We start from the raw sequence: 18,893 nt of genomic DNA, 5'->3' as shown, positions 1-18,893 counted from the left end.
TTCAGAATTGGGATTTTTTATTTTTGACAATTTCTATCCTTAATAGGTAATAGCAGCAAAAATTGGATGTTCCTTAATTTTTTCTCTTCCGTTTAAAAAACTAAGTTCCATCAGGAAATTGCATTGTACAATTTCACCTCCTAATTTTTCTACAAGTTCACAAACAGCCTTCGCTGTCCCTCCTGTCGCTAAAACATCATCATGAATCAAAACCCTGTCGCCTTTTTTTATTGCGTCTGTGTGCATCTCTAAACTATCTATACCGTATTCCAGTTCATAAGAAGCCGATATTATTTCATAAGGAAGTTTTTTGGGTTTTCTCACAGGAACAAAACCTGCATTTAATTCCTGAGCCAATAATATACCAAAGAAAAAACCCCGGCTCTCTGCTCCTACAACCTTATCTATATTTTGTCCGTTTAGCGATCCTACTAAAATAGAAAGCGCCTCTTTTCTGGCTATCGCATCATTTAGTAACGGAGTGATGTCTTTAAACAAAATTTCTTTTTTTGGAAATCCCTGAATATCACGTATATAATTTTCAATCTTCATTTTTTTTCATTTTTATGTTATTTTATGCTTGGATATCTCACATTTATTCCTATCTTTGCACCCGCAATAAGGGCACAATAAGGGCACAATAAAGGTACAAAAAATAAGCTTATTGCAAACAAAAAAGGCCTCGTGGCGCAACTGAATAGCGCACTTGATTACGGCTCAAGAGGTTACTGGTTTGAATCCAGTCGAGGTCACTACTCGGGACAAAAGAAAAATATCATCTTTTGTCCCGTTTTTTTTTGCCCGTAATCTGTTGTTTACCAAGTATATACAGTTAACCATTTCGTTGATCCTAGCGGTTTGGATTTTGTTTTCTCGAAATGTAAAATTTTCAGGAAAAATTAAACCAATTATCTCCCTTGAATCGGCTAAACTCGCATTATCAAAGGCTTCACCAAGCTTCAAGAGGTTTTCCAATCCCGAGTTCGTTAAATACTCTATATTCCCTCTGTCGTCCTCTACATTTCCTATCTCTTTTTCCAGATTACTGATAATTTCATTGTATTCATTCTTCATCAGATTATAGTCCTCAGCATCAATTTTCTCACTTACTAATAGATTTCTGGCAACCGATAATTTCTTTTCGTAAGCTGCAATTTGTTCAAGCGACTTCTTTTTTTCGTTAGCTACTAATCCAGTGTGTTCTCTGTATCCTTCAAGCAAAACTGCCGCATATAGTTTCTTTACCTCTTGTAAAGGTTTGAATTTATTTAAATTGTCTTTAAATATTTTATTGACAATCTCAGAGTTAACTCTCCATTTACAATCTTTATCACAATGATAATAGTAGTAATATTTATTCCTTCCTTTACATTTGCTGCCTGTTAACTTCTGACCGCATTCGGGACATAGAAAGAAACCTCGCAATGGGAAATTTTCAATTGTCTTAATCTTTGGCCTATATGTCCTCGCTTTACTGTCAAGTACATCTTGTACGCGATAAAATAAGCCATCACTAATAATGGCATCGTGTTGTCCAGTTACCCATCTTTCTTCTTCGTCTCTGTATTTAGGAACTACTATTTTTCCGCAGTAAAGTGGATTCCTAAGGATGATCCACAAGTTACTCTTGGACAGGATCAGTCCCTTGTCCTTGGCCATCTGGTAAATAGACTCGGTACTAAAAACATTTCTAGCAACCTGTTCGAATATCCAAACTAGTTTTGCTGCTTTCTCCGGTACAATGGCAATATATTTTTTTCCATCCTCAGTTATCTTATTGGCATATCCATAAGGAGCCATGCCCATATGCCTTCCTTCTTTCTTACCCCTTCTAAGTCCCTGAAAGGTATTTAATGCTCGACGGTCATTTTCAACTTCGGGGGCAGCCAGGTAAAATGCAAGCATCATTTTGTTTTCCGGAACACTCAGGTCAAGTGGCTGCTCTATAGCCTGCGGGTCAATACCCAGTTTCCGTAAGACATTGATCATTTGATAAGCATCACCCGCATTACGGCTGAATCTATCCCATTTCATAAAAAGAACCAGATTAATTTTATTTTTATATTTCTTCACATCAGCTAAGAATTTTTTCCATTGAGGTCTATTAAAAGTCTTTGCTGAATGATCTTCATAAATTACATTACGTATCTGTATTTGGTTTATGCTACAATATTTTCTTAACATTTCTTCCTGATTACGTTGCGAGAAACCTTTTTCTGCCTGCTCATCAGTACTTACACGAATGTACAAGTCCGCTATCTTACTCATTTTGTTACATTTAAATGTTTTAACACAGCGATATTAGCAATTATTCTTAAGAAATACAAGATTTCCTCTGCCTGTTCAATAGTAATATCTAATCCCTCAGATCTAAGCATCTGTAAAGCCTTTTCCGGTGTCAACTTTGAATTACTGTAGTCAATATCTTTCTCCATAATTCCGCTTTTTTAAGTTCATAAAAAAGTAATTTAAACTTAGAAATGATTAAGGTTTAATCATTAGCACTTCTTGTCCTTATAAGGAAGTCTATTTCCAAATTAAAACTAATAATTTTTCTGTATCTTTCTCTTCCAACAAAATATTAACTTTTAACAAACCAATATGAGTAAATCCTCCAAAGTTTCCACGGCTCTTACTTCTTACACTTTGGAAGAACTTTTACGTAAAAGGACCGGCGGGGCAGTCAATTTTCGTGGTATCAACTACCAAATGCTTTACAGCTGCCACTTACTGCTAGCACAGCTCGCCGACTCAAACTCGACAACTACAATTCGATTGGAAGGTATTGAGGACGTAGATCTTATCCGTCCCGCGTTAACTTTAGACAGTCACAATTATATCCAATTAAAATCCTCCGAAAACAAAATTAATGCAGCTGATTTCTGGGCAATGGGAGTGCTTCAAAATTTTATACCGATCTACCTTGCCGATCTCCAGAGTACCTTCAGGCTGGTTTATAACTTTAAAATAGCTGAAGGTCTTTTGCAAGAATTATTTGATTCCAGATTAAGTAACCGAGCATTTGAACATTGGCAGAAAAAAATAAAACTGGTCTATGAAAATGAATTTAATATTGTGGATTTTTTGCAAAGAATTACCTTTGAAAAACATACTATATCTGAGCTTACTCAAGAAATAAATGGACATCTCTACAAGAATTGGAATGTTAACCGTGGTACCGAAATGCAGTTTATTAGCGGTTTGTCCTATCATGTGCTTCAATGGTCGCAAAAACGTCAAACTATAGGTTATGAAAATCTAGCACTGCTTTTTACAGATATTAATGATACTTTTTCAAAAGCACCTATAAATGAGGCTATCAAACATAAATGGATTGAACCCGTAGATTATTTGAACAGCAGTGCTGGAAATGACAGTCATTATTATGATGGCAAGGCTGCACAACCTTATCATATTGCCTCAGGACTACCAGCACGCAGGAAGTTTTGGGAAAAGGAAATATATGATACCTTGAAATTAAGTGATGTCGTTATCATACGCTCATCAAGCGGACAAGGTAAATCCACACTGGCCTGGCAAGTGAGCTACAATCTTTGCCCTCAACATACTGTTTATCGCATAAGCAGCGTAAGAAACCATGAACAAGCCAACTCCATTACAGAGTTTATGGAATCCCGGGTTGCCATCGGGCAATATCCACTAGTGGTCGTAGACGGTTTGTCATCTGCTCTGGAATATTGGGCACATCTAGTGGAACTTACCGCACAGCTACCTGTAAAATATATCATTACCTCTCGTCACGAAGACTGGATCCGTTATGGATCCGATATATCCAGGATAGCAGTGCGCCATATCGATATTTCTCTATCCCCAGAAGAAGCCAGAGAAATATTCAAGCAGTTTAGTAATAAGGGAAAAATACATCCTGATATCTCCCAATGGCAGCCTGTCTGGGAGCAAGTTAGTCAAAGAGGCCTTCTTATTGAATATACCTTTCTATTAACCCGTGGTCAGATGATACACGAGCGAATAGATGCCCAAATAAAAACGCTCAATCAACGTATCGGAGCCGCTGCCAAAATAGAAATACTCCGAATGGTATCTCTGGCAGATTCTATGAATATAAAAATCAATACATCGCAGCTCCTTGAATATATTGCCTCATCCACCGGATTTACTCAAGACCGAGGAGAAGTACTTTCCGAACTTCAGGATGAGTATTTCCTGAATTTTGAAAATACTTTTATCGAAGGCCTACATCCCGTACGCTCCATTCATATGCGCGATATACTCCACAGGAGCCTTTCCTTATCTGAATCCCTTATCAATCTTTATCCCATACTTGATCAAAGCGATACAGAAGATTTCTTTATAGCTGCACCTCTGCTCCTTGGACAGACAGACCGCAAAGCTTTTTACCGTCAGATGGCAGGGATGCTTAAGGAGCGCCCTTATATAGCCATTGCAAATGCATTGGACGGTATTACCCATGGCGAACCTCAAAAATATTGGATAGAGAATAAGCATGTCTACGACCGGGCATTTCAAAAAGGGGGCATATTGCTCTTCACCCTGCATACCATTCCCGGCTTGAACCTAAATACATTCGAAAGCCTAATTAGTATCGTACCGCAAGGAATGCGTAAGAATCTCGAGTACTATGTGGAAATCCTGAAAGAATTGCCACCCTATAATCCTGACACGACCGATGTTTGCTATTTTGCCGAGATGTTAAAAGAAGCTCTGGCTACAAGGACAGTACAGGCAATATCCTACTCAGGGCTCGACGATCTTTCCAAATGGTTCGGAAAATTAAAACTGGATATAAGCTTTTTGCATTTATTTGATCCCAAGGCTCTCCATGCAAATCTGCCTGCCATGCCCTTGGAAGAAGCCAAAGGTCTCATGCAATTCCACAGAATATTCCATCCCGCTAAATTTCAAGACTTTACAAAAAAACATAAAACATATATCATAAACTATCTGAGAAGAACAACCAATACTTTATCAATAAAGCAGGAAGGAAAAGATATCTTGCTAGAATATATCATTGATGGCACTGAAAATATTCCTGCCAATGATTTAAGTGTAAACCGCATTGAAATCGTATTTAATTTTCTTCCCTTTTTCAAAATGTACAAAGCTACTGCACTAATGCTGCCTTATCCTTCCAGGGAAATTGTAGAACATACCTTAAGAGATTCCCAAAAAAGCATGAGCCCACAAAATATAACTGATCGTTTCGAAAGCCGTTACAACCGCATCTGGACAGATACCATCGAAAAAAATTATGAAGTCAGTTCGGCCTATCAGTGGCAGAAAAATATGCTTGATATTCGAGATATAGCGATAGAATGGGTACGAAACTTGCTAAAGATAACCGATGCCAAATTTGAAGCCAATGCATCCAAACATCATGGAGCCCTAAAGGCTTTTGAAATTTCAAGGGAGAAACTCGGCACCTCTATAAATCCTGAAAAACCTTATCCGAGCTATGGCAGGAAAATGACTGATAGCAAACATAGGGCAAATATGGAAAAGCCGATTAAAAAATGGATTAACTCTTTAAATAATTCCAACAATCAGGTGTATAGCCTATTTTCTCCAAAAGGGGATAATGACCGCAACGTAGCCTGCATCAATTTAAAAGCTGCTTTTTTTAACCTTGAACAGATGCAGGAGGCGTTCCATGAAATGGAAAAACTTACTATTGCTTATTTTGATTCTGATTCAAGGGACCGGCAGGAGAATATTCTATACACAAGGCTTTACCAAAGTGTGCTTTACACTATGGCACACCTTCCTATTGAGGAACAGCCAAAAGTAGCTGTAGCTAAAAAGGCTATTGAGCTGTGGTACCGCAATTTCATGCTCAATCGCTTACATCAGCTCTCGTTCATACTCGATACTACATCTCAAATTACGGGAATAAGTCTTACTGCTCCCAAACAATTTATAGAAACGGAGACCTTAATTACCGTACCTATTGCTATAGAAGGTATAGATTTCCGCAATGAAGAATACTTAATAAAGATATTGGCAGCTTTAAGTCCCCTGGCAGGATACCCTGCAACTTTTTTTACATTGGTCAGCGTTTCCAATAATACGATAACAAATGCCGTACGTGCCTCCAGAGACTTCTTTATCTCAATGGAGCAATTCCTTACTTCGGGAAATAACAAGGCGTTAAAAATGGAATATATATATCCTATTTTACCCACTGATGAATTACTGCCTTGCTTTCCTGGACTTAAGATCATTCCCATGCAGGCTAATGAAAAAACTGAAAAAAAAGCACAAGTCGTAATGGAGTTATGGAAACTCAATCAAGCAACCAAAACCTTGGATACACATCAGGCATTTGACAAGTCATGGCTACTGGATATCAGGGACAGCAGCCAAAGAAAAATCACTACCTACCTGGCTGAGGCAAAAATAGATAAGGAAAGCGAATTTACGACGTGGGTAAATAATACCCTTGGATCCGGCCGCACAAAATCAGAAAACGATTTTTTGCATAAGATAATTGAGATTACCCAAGAGCAGGCAGCCAACAATATGCCATTCTCATAATAGATTTGCAGTACTTACAGCTCAAGGTCATCCTGAAGATTGGTACCAAGATTACCGGCAACTAACGAATAGGGATAAGTGTCGTATTCAAGGTTGAATCCAAGTATAACCGTACCTCGCAGATTGTCGGTATCTTTATTAATAATATCCTCCAGCATGTTATTTCTTTCTTCGATATCTATGTTGGTATACTGCAAATTCCGGTTATATAAGAGTCCTAAAAGCAAAGCCATAACTCCTATTAATAAAACATGTAATCCCATATTAGAATAAAAAATTCCACCTGTTATTCCTCCTGTAAAAAAAAAGCTAATAATGGTCATTCGTAATTTTATCGAGACAAACAGCTTTTTTCTAAAGGAATCTTCATGATAAAAAAACAGTTGGGATAATTCGATTCCCAAATCTGTAAAAAGCCCTGTCAGGTGTGTTGTTCTTACAGTAGCATTAGATATTTTTGTGACCAGAGAATTCTGTAAACCCATTGCAAATAATAAGGTATAGGCTATAAAGTCAGGATTCTGTATAATTAAATGCTCTCCAAAGACAGCAATCCCGAACAAAATTATGCTTTCAATTGCTGTTGGAATTACATAAGTGTATTTTTCATTTTTTCGCAAGAGAAACTCAACGAGTAAACTTGAAAAAAAAGATCCCAGGAAAAAAAAGAAGATATAGAGAAAGTAAATAAATCCCTGCTTGAAATTAAGTTTAAAAATCTCATCTACAAAAAAAGCAAAGTGTCCTGTAACATTGGTTGTTAATTTTTGAACTGCCAAAAAACCCGCTACATTTACCAGTCCTGCAACAAATGATAATAAAGAGGCTATTTTAAGATTATGTCTTAGATTTCTTTTGTTTCCCTGATGTTTGAACATTGTATTTTAGTATTTTACGATCCTTAAAATTATAATTATTCGTGAACGATAAGATTCCACTTAAACTAAGTAAGATATAAACCATCAGCAAAAAAATGGTGTCACAGATAAACGATCGATTGATCTTAATTATTTGCTAAAAAAGTAATAGCATCTGGCAGATTTTCTTTATTGCTAAATGCTGCAATAAACTCTTGTAATTCGCCAGTGGTTTTAACTGGTATTTCAAAAAAACTGATATAGTATCATCCTGATCCAAAATACGTATAATTTTGAATATATTCTTAGAAATTAAACTTTAATTTAATTATAGTCGAGTTTGTTGCCTAGTATCCAGTTCTTTCGAACTTTCCGTTTTATATCATCCATGGCAGGTGTTTTTTATAGCCTTACTTGCATTGGCACTTTTATTATAATGCAATTCAAAATGCAAATACAATATGGAGTGGATTACTTTTTTACCACAAAAAATTAAGTTTTTATTTTTTTACTTTAAATAAAAACATCAGATTACATTTTGTGACAAAATCATATATAAAACTAAATACATTTTTGTCTCAATCCCCAACAGGACATCCAAACCAAACTTATGATGCCGTACAAAGACATCCCCTACCAGTAGTAAGCCAATCTCTTTAAATCTTCCATAAAATTTATAGAAATTTGTCCAGTCGAGGTCCCAAATTAAAATCCCATTTCTAACGAAATGGGATTTTTTTATGCCTTTTCTATTATTTAATAGCCCCTTATGCGCTTTCATAAAACAAACGCGCTTCATCCAATTAACTTAAAGATTTCTAAAATTATTTTGGAACTTACAAACATGTTTACAAAACATTTTTCGCAGGATTTGAAGAAAATTTAAAAAAAATAATTTTATTAAACATCTACCCACCTTTAGACCAGAAACCAATTATCGCAAAGATATTTCTTATATTAGCCTCATAAGAAACTAATTTTTTGCATAAAGACATAATAATTGTTTCATTACTGCAATTTTAATGTCTACAATCAATTGATCTGAAGTTTTCATCAGAATCAAAAACAAACTACAAATGAAACTTTTCAAAGACTTCAAATCGTACAATGATTACATAGGGTTGGACAAACCATTGGACAATGACATTGACGTTGGCTATTATGACCCGCCAAACATGCTTTTAAAATCAGAAGCGGTAATGGTTGATTTTTACAGAATTTCAATCAAAATAAATTTTAAGAGTAAAATTACACCCACAGAGAAACCAATTAATGCTGTATTTTTTAATAGTCCTGAGTTAGTTTTGACTACAGGCTGGGATGTTGAACCAACATATACTGGAATGTATTTACAGCTATCCAAAAAAATAATTGAGGAAAACCGTTTTTTATTTAAGACTTATTTAGACTACGGACAACACGAGGCATTATATTTAACAGAAGAAGAAATACAAGAGATTAGTCTGGTTTTTAAATTAATGATAAAATATTACGAAAGCGATAAAAAACATTTTTCGGTTCTACTTTCCTACGTTAATGTTTTGATTTCGTTAGTTGAAGCATTTTACAAAAGACAGTTTTTAACCGATCCTAAACAATACAATCACATCATATCTGATTTTCAACAAAGTTTAATTGATTATTACAATCAACCTGTCCCTCAAATTCCAAATGTTCAATATTTTGCTGATAAATTGGGACTAACCGCTAATTATTTGGGTGATATTGTAAAACATTTTACTCAAAAGTCTACACTTGAAACTATTCATGAATTTGTTATCAAAAAAGCGAAGGAGCTTTTGGAACAAAATCCTCAAATGAAAACCGCAGAAGTAGCTTATGAATTAGGTTTTGAATATCCCAATTATTTTTCAAAATTCTTCAAAAAGCAGGTCAATCTCACGCCAAAAGAATACCGACTGCAACTTGTCCAAATTAATACTAAAACGCCTTCGTAAGATGGTGTTTTTTTTTGTTATCCGTAATTTGTTTCCTTTTTATTAGTGATCAGTTTCCTTTGCTTCCTTACGCTAAATCTAAATTTGTATCATTAAAAAATACAATATGAAAAGCGAAGAAAATTCAAGAAGGAAATTTATTCAGCAAACAGCAGTTGTTGGTGCGGGTTTGCTAATTGCACCAAACTTATTGTCTGCAACAAATACTTCATCATATTCAAAACAAATCAACGATAAAAAAACAAACAATATGAAAACAAGAAAACTAGGAACTCTGGAAGTTTCAGAAATTGGTCTTGGATGCATGAATATGGTCGGAAATTACAACCCACCTGCAAATCATCAACAATCTATTAAAACCATACGTACGGCGTTTGAAAATGGAGTAAGGTTTTTCGACACAGCAGAAGTATATGGTCCTTATACAGATGAAAAACTTGTTGGCGAAGCACTTGAGCCTTTTCGTAATGAAGTCAAGATTGCCACAAAATTCGGGTTCGCAATTGATGGTACTGCAGGATTAGACAGCAGACCTGAACGAATCAAAAAAGTTGTTGAAGAATCACTTACACGTCTCCGAACCGATCATATTGATTTATATTACCAACATCGAGTTGATCCTAACGTGCCAATCGAAGAAGTTGCAGGCACTATTAAGGAGCTTATTCAACAGGGCAAAGTTTTGCATTTTGGACTCTCTGAAGCAAGTGCAAAAACAATTCAGCGTGCACATGCCGTTCAAAAAGTATCCGCTGTTCAGTCGGAATATTCATTATGGACACGTAATGTCGAATTAAATGGAGTGCTTAAAACCTGTGAAGATTTAGGTATCGGATTTGTCGCGTGGGCTCCTGTTGGTGCGGGTTTTTTGACTGGTAAATACGACACAACCACTAAATACGATAAAGAATCAGATTTCCGTTCGGGTTTTCCTCGTTTTTCAAAAGAATTTTTACCACTGAACATGCCAATGATAGAGTGGTTAAAAGAGTATGCTAAAAAAAAGAATGCAACTCCATCTCAGATTGCCCTGGCGTGGTTACTTGCTAAAAGTCCGAATATCGTTCCAATTCCTGGTACCCGTACTGAGGAACATTTATTGGAAAATCTTGGCGCGTCAAAAATTCATTTAACAAAAGAAGATATTCAAAGTATAGAAATCTGTTTTACAAAATTCCCAATATATGGCGATCGTATGGGCGAAGCACATATGAGTTCAATAGATTATACTATTTAATTACAAAATCAGGAAATTATAATAAAGATGAAAAAGGTATTATTAATCAATACACATTTAACGTATCCCAATTGGTCAGAAGGATTATTAAACGATGCTTTCAACCAAAAAGCTAAAGATTTTTTTGAATCAAAAGATTTTGAAATTATAGAAACGAAAGTAGAAGACGGCTACGACGCAGATGAAGAAGTAGAAAAACATCTCCAAGCTGATATTGTCATTCTTCAAACACCAGTCAATTGGTTTGGTGCACCGTGGATATATAAAAAATATGTAGATGAAGTTTTTAACAGCGGATTACACAGTCAAAAGTTTCTGTCAGGCGACGGAAGAACCAGAGAAGACTTAACCAAGCAATACGGGACAGGTGGAAAAATGCAGGGAAAAAAATTTATGATTTCTGCTACTTTCAATGCACCCGCTGAAAGTTTTGACAATCCTTTACAATCTTTAATGCAAGGGAAAGGAACCGAAGATTTATTTTTAAATATTACAAGCAATTATCGTTTTTGCGGTGTAGAAATTTTAAAAGTTTATAACTGTTTTGATATATTTAAAGATGGAGATATTGCTAAAGATTTAAAAAATTACCCTAAACATTTAGAAAAGATTATAGAAAACAAACACCTATTAATTCTTGAGGATTAGAATCAGAATCTCTGTAAATTCAGGGTTATATATCTTATAACAAAATCGAAATACTTATTGAATCAAAAAAACCTCCAAAATCAAATGACTTAGGAGGTTATTATTTTAACAAGTGCATCAATGTTTAAAAATATTTTACATCAATCCCCAACAGGACATCTAAACCAAATTTACAAAGACAATGAAAGACAGGTACTACATATAGTAAGCCAATTTCTTCAAATCATCCATAAAATTTATAGAAATTTGTCCCGTCGAGGTCACAAAAACCAGAAGGCGCCAATTGAAGACAATTGGCGCCTTTTTTTTACACTTAATCACGTAACTAAAAACTTACGTTTATGCGACGGGGCTCACCCTTTGCAATTCCTAAAAGAAAATTTAAAGCCCGCCTGTATAGATATTAATGTAGTCATGAGCAGCAGAGTATAACAATATGTAATTCCCATAACTAAGCAACGGTCTTCTATTTTACAATCAATGCAATACTGGTTTTAGCATACTGGTTAATTGCAATTTTTACTTCATCAAAATTAGGTGCTGAGAGTTTTGGTTTATAATTTTTAGAAAATCCAAATCCTTCTATCGGATAACCAATCATATTTCTATCACATTTTCCGTTATTATTCAAGTCTTGATAAACAGCAATAGCATAATCGCCATCCGGTAGGTTTTTGAACGTGTAGACCACTTTATTTTCTGTAGCTTTTACTTTTGCGGTGGCAATCTGTGACTCATTATCAAGAAAGCCTTTCTCTTTATCATACAATCCAAAAAAAACAGATCCTTTGCCGGGTTCTATGCCTGACACTTCAACGCTGAAATTATGTTGTGCAAACAGTGCTGAATTAACTATTAAAAGTACTATCAAGCTTATCATTTTAATTTTCATAAGTAATATTATTTAGGATTTACAATAGAACCTTTTCTAACTTCTCTTTCTCTAATTGGTTAAAAAAGTGATTCATTTTTTTAACGCTCCCTTTTTTAAACGCCTGATAGGGTTCTGATTGTGAGAGCAGCCATTTTTTTATAATACTTTTAAATATAAAGGTGATCTTTTTTTGGAGAGGATGAATTTTCTGGCGTACCATCTCGAAATAATCATTCAAATTTTGCTGTCGAAAACCTAGAATATTATCTAAATCTTCACCATCTTTTAAAATCCCGCAGTGAAAATTTTTCTCTGCAAACGCCTTTTCAGGAAAATCAGCTTCGCCTAAGCCAAATTCAGCAAACATTTTGTCCAGAAAAGATCTATAAGTAATAACACAATCCTCTCCCCCTCCTAAGTTGAATATTTGCTTCTCTAGTTTTTTTTGGTTTTCAATTGCTTTAGCAAAAGCTCTTCCCGTATCTTTTGGCGTGCAGATTTCCATTGGTGTATCTAGCGGCATATGAAACATCAATTTCGATATCTTATGGTTCCCCATAATTGCAGCCAGACGAAAAATACTCCATGATAGTTTGGATTTCACAATCAACGACTCACACAACACCTTTGTTTCTCCATACTGATCACCGGGACTGGGCTGCAAAATATCAGTGCTACTTATCTGGGGATTCTTCATCCGGTCACCATAAACTGAAATACTGGAACTAAAAATCAGATAACAATCCGGTGAATTCTTCTCTAAGGCGTAAATAAGATTTTCGGTCCCTTTCACATTGACACTGTAAGCCATCTCTGGATCTATATCTGCAAGAGGTGGAATGACTGCTGCCAAATGGATCGCTACATCCTTATTTTTTGCAACTTTTAGCACTTCATCTCTATTGCTGATGTCGCCATACATAATCTCTACCCGAGATCGAAAGGGAGCCAGTTTTTTTACCGAATTTTGGGTTTTTACATCAAAAACCGTTATTTCATAATCCGTATGCTGAACCAGATGCTGCAAGGTTTCAAATCCTACAGTTCCAGATGCACCGGTCAGCAGTATTTTTTTTCGTGATATCTTATTTTCCATTTTTTTTAAATTTAACATTGTCCTTTTCAATCCGCTTAAATTTTGATGAAAAAGCTATATTTGTTATACAATATGTTCAATATTTAACGTTGTGTTCTTTTTAATTACTACGTAAAACTATTAAAGAAGAATGTATTTGTTGTTTCAAAAAAGGATGCAACTGTACATTAGCGAACAAAGACTAATGCTTTTGTAGCGTATATAAAATAATTTGTGATGGATTTAAGAAAAGACAGAAGGGTTCAGTATACTAAAAAAATATTGCGCGAGGCATTATTTAGTTTGCTGCACGAGAGGGAATTGAGCGAAATTACCATAACCGAACTGTGTAAAACAGCCGATGTCAACCGCAATACATTTTATAGGCATTATAATATTCCGCTGGATATACTGCTTGAAATAGAAGATGATGTTTTTGAAAAACTCTCAGCGGTTTTGCGTACAAGCACCAATATGGATGATGTGATACTGCTCAGCTGCCAGTTACTGGAAAGCGATAAGCAGATGAGTAAAATTGTGTTTACCAAAGCGGATGGAAGCGGAATTCTGTCGCGGATCCTGAGAAGTGTTCGCAATAATTTTCCAGTTGAAAATCAAATAGAACTTACTGCCGAAGTAAAGCCTTTTACTGAAATGGCATACCAATTTGGCGAAAAAGGAAGTATTGCTGTCATCAAAAATTGGATCGAAAATGATTTCTCTATTCCTGCTGAAAGTATTGCACAAACGATAAGTTATCTGGTAAATAAACTCAATAAATTATAGCAATTTTTATAAGTCACCAATTCCTAGTCGAATCTCTCAAAGCAAAGTAAACAATTATCATGGATTTTAAAAACGAATTGGTTAATCTTTCTTTAATGAGATACATTACAGTAGTGCTCAAAGTAAATTAATTCAAAAGTAGAAACATGATAACTATAAATGTCACTCTTGTTATCATAACTATATAGGAAGCGTAACTGTAAATTTTGTTCCTTTTCCAACAGTTGAACTCACATCGATTGAACCGTTATGTAGGTTAATAATTTGTTTAACAATAGAGAGCCCCACGCCATAACCGTTTTCATAACTTTTGTTTTTTCCCCTGTAAAACAAATCATAGATCTGTTCTAAATCTCCCTCAGGAATACCAATTCCGTTATCAGAAAAAGTCAGGACAATTTCATCTGCAGCACCGCTAATGTCTACGTGGCAGGAATGATCTGCAGAATATTTACATCCATTTTCCATTATATTCGAAAAGGCTGATTGCAACAAGTATTGATTACCGAAATAGTTGTAAAAATTCTCATCAGTATAGTCTAAGGTGCTATAACTTATGCTTATTTTGTATTTGACATCTTTCTTATTTAAAAGATTAAGCTTGGCATCAACCAGGATTTCATCTATTCTGATATCCGACATTTTTATTTGAGACCTGTCATAGTTAGCACGTGCAAAATCAAGAAGGGCAGTTGAAAGCTGAGAAACATGATTTGCTTCTTCTAAAGCATTATCTAATGATATTTTGTAGTCCTCAACAGTTTGATTGAGTTCTTTTCCAAGTTCAATTTCTGCTATCAAAATAGACAGAGGTGTACGGAATTCGTGCGATATTGTGGTTACAAAATTTCGATGGTTATTAAAGGATTTCTCTAACCGGTTAAAAGTCGCATTAAAAGTCTGAGTGAGCTCATAAAGTTCATCTTTTGCTTTTGGTACTACGATGCGTTTATTCAGATTATGCTCTGATATATCTCTAATTTGGAAAATAATATCTTTTAAAGGTTTTAAGGTATAGTAAGAAAACCCAAAACCAATTATAAAGATCAGGATTATAGAGGTAAAATAGACATAAAGCAGGTTCTCTTTGAAAGCATTGATATGATTGAGACCAGAAATATCTACCGCCCTGCCTATTACATAAAATTCCCTATTATTATCTATATATAAAACACCTCGATATTGGTATTTATCATCCGACCAGTTTAAAGACTGCTTCTTTTTTATAGATTCTAATATCTTTTGATTACCAAGCGGCGGCATATTATCTGAAAAATAAAGATGAAAGTAGCTGTCGTACACGCTTATATCTGCCTCATTAAGCACTTTCTTGTTTTTAATGTGCAAAAACTTTATCAGGTTTTTATTGATTTGGGCGTCAAATATAAACTCTGCGCGCCAGATGATTTTATAATCAAGCCGGTCAAAAAATTCATCTTTTCTGTTTTTTTCAGATACAAAATACACGCTGTAGGCAAAAACAAAAAGTATAAAAGCCGTTAGAATAGCATAAGCAAGAGCGGTACGGGTTACTAATTTCATATTTTATTGCTTAAAATAAATCCCATCCCTACTTTGGTATGAATTAGTTTTTGATCAAAACCTTTGTCGATTTTTTTTCTGAGATAGGCTATATAAACGTCGATGTAGTTGGTTCCGGTATCAAAATTATTGCCCCAGACATTATCTGCTATTTCATCACGCGTGAGAAGTCTTTCCGGATTTTGCATCATAAAATGCAGGAGATTGAACTCTTTTGGAGTAAGATTGATAGTCTGTCCTTCTCTATAGATAACCTTGGTCCGTTTATCCATAACAAGATCATTATAAATTAGTTGTGATGCTTCTTCTAAAGTATTTCCTGAATCGTGCTTGCGATGCAGTAAAGCCTTAACTCTTGCATAAAGTTCACGTATTTCAAAAGGCTTAACGAGATAATCATCCGCGCCCGCATCAAATCCTTCAATCTTTTCGTCAATGGTTCCGAGTGCCGTAAGCATGATTATTGGGACTTTTTTTCCTGAATTACGTATTTTTTTACAAAACGTTATCCCATCCATTATTCCCAGCATAATATCTGTGATAATCAATTCAAAATCAATCTTTTATAAAAGTACAAGACCTTCCTCTGCTTCTTCTGCAATATATACCTGATAACCCTGACTTTCGAGCCCTCGTTTAAGAAGGGCAGAAACCCGACTGTTATCTTCAACTATCAATATCTTCATCTGTATTCGTTGATTTTAAAATCGAGATCAAATTTACGACAATATTTTCTTTTTCTAAAAGACTACTAACTGCAAGCCCTGTAAACCACAAACTTAAACGCTTGAATTTAAACAACTTAATATCAAATCAACTAATTTTCTAATAACATTCTATAGCCTTTCTAATACTTTTCTAATAACCCAAAGACTATGCTGAATCTACCTTTGTCATGTCAAAAACAAGTAGTGATCACTACCAAACAAAATGTAAATTTTAACGATACATGAAAACAAGTTATTTAAAAATTGGGATCTGTTTCTCTCTGCTTGCAGGGGCAATCAATACGGTAAGTGCCCAAAAAAAGAACGATTTTGGAAACCCTACACTTACACATTATCTAAACGACGAAAAAACACGATCGATCTCCTTTAGCGGTTACGCAGAGATATGGGCGCGTTACGCAGAGCTTAACCCCGGAAGTTTGGTAAATGGTGAACAGGTCAATAGTATTTCAGATTTATCACTAAGAAGGGTAAGGGTAAAAATGGCTTACCAGCCTACTGAGAATTTTACCTTTGTATTGCAGGGTGGTTTAACTAACGTAAATGTTGCCTCTAAAACAACACCTGCATTTGAGCTTCTGGATGCTTATGCAGAATACAAATTCAGCGATATAATTGCTGCCGGTGCAGGTAGGTCTACCTGGAGAGGATTATCAAGATTTACTACCGGCCCTTTGAATACTTTATTATACGATCTACCGTCTTATGCTACGGGAAATGCCGGAATATCTGATGAAACAGTTCGGGAATTAAGTATTTATGCAAAAGGACAAATAGGCAAATTAGATTACCGTTTGGTAATCGCAGATCCGTATACTAATGTAAGTACAGATCCGCAATACAATGTTGCCGCATTTAGTAAAACGAGTCCTAATAAAGATTATTCAGGGTATTTTAAATATGAATTCTTTGAATCAGAAAACAATTCTTCACCATTTCACTCCGGAACCTACAGCGGTAAAAAGAAAGTACTTGCACTGGGTACAGGATTTGAATACATGCACAATGCACTATGGCATTTAGACCAAACGAAAAGCACCATCAATGATGACGAAAAAAGTTTTGCCGTTGACCTTTTCTACGATACGCCTATCAACAAAGACCGAGGTACCTCTTTTAGTGCTTACGCCATGGCTATGAATAATAATTATGGTCCAAATTATGTACGTTACTCGGGTGTAAGTAATCCTGCAAGCGGCGTAAATACAGCTGCAAGCAGTCTTAATGGTGCAGGAAATAATTCGCCTGTGATAGGAACCGGTAATACGTATTACGTACAAATTGGCGGTACACTCCCCTACTTCAACAAAGACAAAAACAATCTGCAGCTGCAGCCGGCTGCAAGTGTGATGCTTTCAGATCTTGACGGTCTTCACGACAAAGCATTGACTTATGATGCTGGTGTATCATTATTAATGAATGGCATGTCATCACGACTTACGGTTGATGCTCAGAACCGTCCCATTTATACTTTGAACAATGCCGGTCTAGCCGATGTATCAGACCGAAAATGGCAGTTTGTTTTGAAATACAGAATCGATTTTAATTAAAAGCTAAATAGTATGCAACGAAGAAATTTTATTATCACATCAGCGAGTGCCGGAGCACTTTCGCTTATAGGAGGAAAAGTATTGGCAAATAACACAAATGAAACAGAGCCTCAGCCTAAGACAATTTATTTTCATTACCTCCTATTTTGGCTTAAGCCAGAACTTACAGAGGCGCAGGTAAAAGAGTTTCAAAACTTTTTTGAAGGGCTTAAAAAACTGCCTTATGTAAAAAACGTACGTTATGGCGGACCTGCAAACTCGACTCCCAGACCTGTCATGGACAATTCATTTACCTACAATGCCTCAATGGAATTTGACTCTCTTGAAGACTTAGAAACGTATGGTAAGCTTGACGGACATCTTGCTCTGGTGGCAAAATACAAACCATTCTTTAATAAAATGATGGTTCACGATTCTGTATACAATCAATCAATAACAAAATAATTATTACTTTTAAATTTAATATCAAAATGAAAAACTTATTAAAAGGATTTATCCTAACTGTAGCCTTTATGTCAGCAAACAGCAATTATGCACAAGATCACAAAAAAGTTCAGGTAAAAGCTCTTGAAGAAGCGTCGGAAATTCCTGCTTACCGCCTTATCAATAATCCTGATGGCACCTGTTCCTTCGAAAAAGGTTCTATACCATCATTAAAGCATATGAATACTGCTTCATTCTGGTACAGTAATAAAACCGAAGCGTGGGAAAAAAATGCACATCCAGCACCAAGAAAACAATATGTAATAACTGTAAAAGGTAAAATTAAATTTAAGGTATCAGATGGAAGTACTTTTATAATAGAACCTGGTGTAGTGCTGCTCGCGGAAGACATTAAAGGAAAAGGCCATAGCTGGGATATGGTCGATAGTGATGTTTGGGAACGATTATATATTCCTATTACAGATAATTCAGATGATCTTTTTCAGGCTGAAAAAAAATAAGTATCAAAGTTTTTTATGATCTTCAATGCACTCACTGAGTTAAACCGAGCGTCTGTTAAAGCATAAAATAGTTTAATTAAATGCAAAAAGTAGGTGTTTGTCCTTCAAACACCTACTTTTTGCATTTCTGAGTGTTTGAATAAAAAATTTAAATGCTGTC

Annotated in this window: 15 protein-coding genes, 1 tRNA gene and 1 pseudogene; 9 read left to right on the top strand and 8 right to left on the bottom strand. The window is 35.4% G+C overall.

Annotated elements, in window-relative coordinates:
* Positions 1-39: 39 nt before the first annotated feature.
* Positions 40-552, bottom strand: a complete 513-nt coding sequence (locus NJT12_RS14285) for an adenine phosphoribosyltransferase (RefSeq protein WP_271336593.1) — start codon at positions 550-552, stop codon at positions 40-42.
* Positions 553-678: 126 nt separating this feature from the next.
* Between NJT12_RS14285 and NJT12_RS14280 the strand changes: the two genes are divergently transcribed.
* A tRNA-Arg gene (locus tag NJT12_RS14280) sits at positions 679-752 on the top strand.
* On the opposite strand, the gene NJT12_RS14275 is transcribed toward NJT12_RS14280, so the two are convergent.
* Together NJT12_RS14275 and NJT12_RS14270 are read right to left on the bottom strand one after the other, a co-directional pair.
* Complete coding sequence (locus NJT12_RS14275) at positions 718-2,268, bottom strand: recombinase family protein (RefSeq protein WP_271336592.1); 1,551 nt, start codon at positions 2,266-2,268, stop codon at positions 718-720. The two genes, NJT12_RS14280 and NJT12_RS14275, sit on opposite strands and share 35 nt — an antisense overlap.
* Positions 2,265-2,435, bottom strand: a complete 171-nt coding sequence (locus NJT12_RS14270; RefSeq protein WP_271336591.1) for a hypothetical protein — start codon at positions 2,433-2,435, stop codon at positions 2,265-2,267. The genes NJT12_RS14275 and NJT12_RS14270 overlap by 4 nt, the downstream gene beginning before the upstream one ends.
* 166 nt (positions 2,436-2,601) lie before the next feature.
* Between NJT12_RS14270 and NJT12_RS14265 the strand changes: the two genes are divergently transcribed.
* On the top strand, positions 2,602-6,534 hold the full coding sequence (locus NJT12_RS14265) for a hypothetical protein (RefSeq protein ID WP_271336590.1): 3,933 nt from the start codon (positions 2,602-2,604) through the stop codon (positions 6,532-6,534).
* A gap of 14 nt (positions 6,535-6,548) precedes the next feature.
* Here NJT12_RS14265 and NJT12_RS14260 read toward each other — a convergent pair whose 3' ends face one another.
* The gene (locus NJT12_RS14260; RefSeq protein WP_271336589.1) at positions 6,549-7,412 is read right to left on the bottom strand and encodes a YoaK family protein; all 864 of its coding nucleotides are present in this window, start codon (positions 7,410-7,412) and stop codon (positions 6,549-6,551) included.
* A gap of 1,055 nt (positions 7,413-8,467) precedes the next feature.
* Here NJT12_RS14260 and NJT12_RS14255 point away from each other — a divergent pair.
* The 3 genes from NJT12_RS14255 (at position 8,468) to NJT12_RS14245 (ending at position 11,234) form a co-directional block, all read left to right on the top strand.
* A complete protein-coding gene (locus NJT12_RS14255; protein WP_271336588.1) occupies positions 8,468-9,349 on the top strand; it encodes a helix-turn-helix domain-containing protein in 882 nt (293 codons plus the stop codon).
* Positions 9,350-9,455: 106 nt separating this feature from the next.
* Positions 9,456-10,586, top strand: coding sequence for an aldo/keto reductase (locus NJT12_RS14250; RefSeq protein ID WP_271336587.1), 1,131 nt, complete (start codon positions 9,456-9,458; stop codon positions 10,584-10,586).
* 27 nt (positions 10,587-10,613) lie between these two features.
* Entirely contained in the window at positions 10,614-11,234 is a 621-nt protein-coding gene (locus NJT12_RS14245; protein WP_271336586.1) for an NAD(P)H-dependent oxidoreductase, read from the top strand.
* Positions 11,235-11,700: 466 nt separating this feature from the next.
* Here NJT12_RS14245 and NJT12_RS14240 read toward each other — a convergent pair whose 3' ends face one another.
* Positions 11,701-12,126, bottom strand: coding sequence for a DUF2141 domain-containing protein (locus NJT12_RS14240; protein ID WP_271336585.1), 426 nt, complete (start codon positions 12,124-12,126; stop codon positions 11,701-11,703).
* Between the two features lie 19 nt (positions 12,127-12,145).
* The gene (locus NJT12_RS14235) at positions 12,146-13,204 is read right to left on the bottom strand and encodes an NAD-dependent epimerase/dehydratase family protein (protein WP_271336584.1); all 1,059 of its coding nucleotides are present in this window, start codon (positions 13,202-13,204) and stop codon (positions 12,146-12,148) included.
* Positions 13,205-13,420: 216 nt separating this feature from the next.
* Between NJT12_RS14235 and NJT12_RS14230 the strand changes: the two genes are divergently transcribed.
* Entirely contained in the window at positions 13,421-13,969 is a 549-nt protein-coding gene (locus NJT12_RS14230) for a TetR/AcrR family transcriptional regulator (protein ID WP_271336583.1), read from the top strand.
* Between the two features lie 180 nt (positions 13,970-14,149).
* On the opposite strand, the gene NJT12_RS14225 is transcribed toward NJT12_RS14230, so the two are convergent.
* Together NJT12_RS14225 and NJT12_RS14220 are read right to left on the bottom strand one after the other, a co-directional pair.
* Positions 14,150-15,511, bottom strand: a complete 1,362-nt coding sequence (locus NJT12_RS14225) for a sensor histidine kinase (protein ID WP_271336582.1) — start codon at positions 15,509-15,511, stop codon at positions 14,150-14,152.
* Positions 15,508-16,197 (bottom strand): annotated as a pseudogene (locus NJT12_RS14220) (response regulator transcription factor). Before NJT12_RS14220 ends, NJT12_RS14225 begins: the two are co-directional and overlap by 4 nt.
* A 263-nt stretch (positions 16,198-16,460) precedes the next feature.
* On the opposite strand from NJT12_RS14220, the gene NJT12_RS14215 reads away from it, so the two are divergent.
* Genes NJT12_RS14215 through NJT12_RS14205 form a run of 3 tightly spaced genes read left to right on the top strand, consistent with a single transcriptional unit; the run spans position 16,461 to position 18,733 of the window.
* Positions 16,461-17,789, top strand: a complete 1,329-nt coding sequence (locus tag NJT12_RS14215) for a hypothetical protein (protein WP_271336581.1) — start codon at positions 16,461-16,463, stop codon at positions 17,787-17,789.
* Positions 17,790-17,801: 12 nt separating this feature from the next.
* Positions 17,802-18,233, top strand: coding sequence for a Dabb family protein (locus NJT12_RS14210; RefSeq protein ID WP_271336580.1), 432 nt, complete (start codon positions 17,802-17,804; stop codon positions 18,231-18,233).
* Positions 18,234-18,259: 26 nt separating this feature from the next.
* Positions 18,260-18,733, top strand: a complete 474-nt coding sequence (locus tag NJT12_RS14205; RefSeq protein WP_271336579.1) for a cupin domain-containing protein — start codon at positions 18,260-18,262, stop codon at positions 18,731-18,733.
* Positions 18,734-18,893: the final 160 nt, after the last annotated feature.

The organism is Flavobacterium azizsancarii (assembly GCF_027980145.1).
Taxonomy (GTDB): Bacteria; Bacteroidota; Bacteroidia; order Flavobacteriales; family Flavobacteriaceae; genus Flavobacterium; species Flavobacterium azizsancarii.
Note: the sequence above shows the minus strand (reverse complement) of the source record. Positions and strands in the feature narration are given on the sequence as shown.

Coding starts and splice junctions, on each gene's coding strand:
- NJT12_RS14285 (WP_271336593.1), bottom strand. CDS start 552: ATGAAGATTGAAAATTATATACGTGATATTCAGGGATTTCCAAAAAAA.
- NJT12_RS14275 (WP_271336592.1), bottom strand. CDS start 2,268: ATGAGTAAGATAGCGGACTTGTACATTCGTGTAAGTACTGATGAGCAG.
- NJT12_RS14270 (WP_271336591.1), bottom strand. CDS start 2,435: ATGGAGAAAGATATTGACTACAGTAATTCAAAGTTGACACCGGAAAAG.
- NJT12_RS14265 (WP_271336590.1), top strand. CDS start 2,602: ATGAGTAAATCCTCCAAAGTTTCCACGGCTCTTACTTCTTACACTTTG.
- NJT12_RS14260 (WP_271336589.1), bottom strand. CDS start 7,412: ATGTTCAAACATCAGGGAAACAAAAGAAATCTAAGACATAATCTTAAA.
- NJT12_RS14255 (WP_271336588.1), top strand. CDS start 8,468: ATGAAACTTTTCAAAGACTTCAAATCGTACAATGATTACATAGGGTTG.
- NJT12_RS14250 (WP_271336587.1), top strand. CDS start 9,456: ATGAAAAGCGAAGAAAATTCAAGAAGGAAATTTATTCAGCAAACAGCA.
- NJT12_RS14245 (WP_271336586.1), top strand. CDS start 10,614: ATGAAAAAGGTATTATTAATCAATACACATTTAACGTATCCCAATTGG.
- NJT12_RS14240 (WP_271336585.1), bottom strand. CDS start 12,126: ATGAAAATTAAAATGATAAGCTTGATAGTACTTTTAATAGTTAATTCA.
- NJT12_RS14235 (WP_271336584.1), bottom strand. CDS start 13,204: ATGGAAAATAAGATATCACGAAAAAAAATACTGCTGACCGGTGCATCT.
- NJT12_RS14230 (WP_271336583.1), top strand. CDS start 13,421: ATGGATTTAAGAAAAGACAGAAGGGTTCAGTATACTAAAAAAATATTG.
- NJT12_RS14225 (WP_271336582.1), bottom strand. CDS start 15,511: ATGAAATTAGTAACCCGTACCGCTCTTGCTTATGCTATTCTAACGGCT.
- NJT12_RS14215 (WP_271336581.1), top strand. CDS start 16,461: ATGAAAACAAGTTATTTAAAAATTGGGATCTGTTTCTCTCTGCTTGCA.
- NJT12_RS14210 (WP_271336580.1), top strand. CDS start 17,802: ATGCAACGAAGAAATTTTATTATCACATCAGCGAGTGCCGGAGCACTT.
- NJT12_RS14205 (WP_271336579.1), top strand. CDS start 18,260: ATGAAAAACTTATTAAAAGGATTTATCCTAACTGTAGCCTTTATGTCA.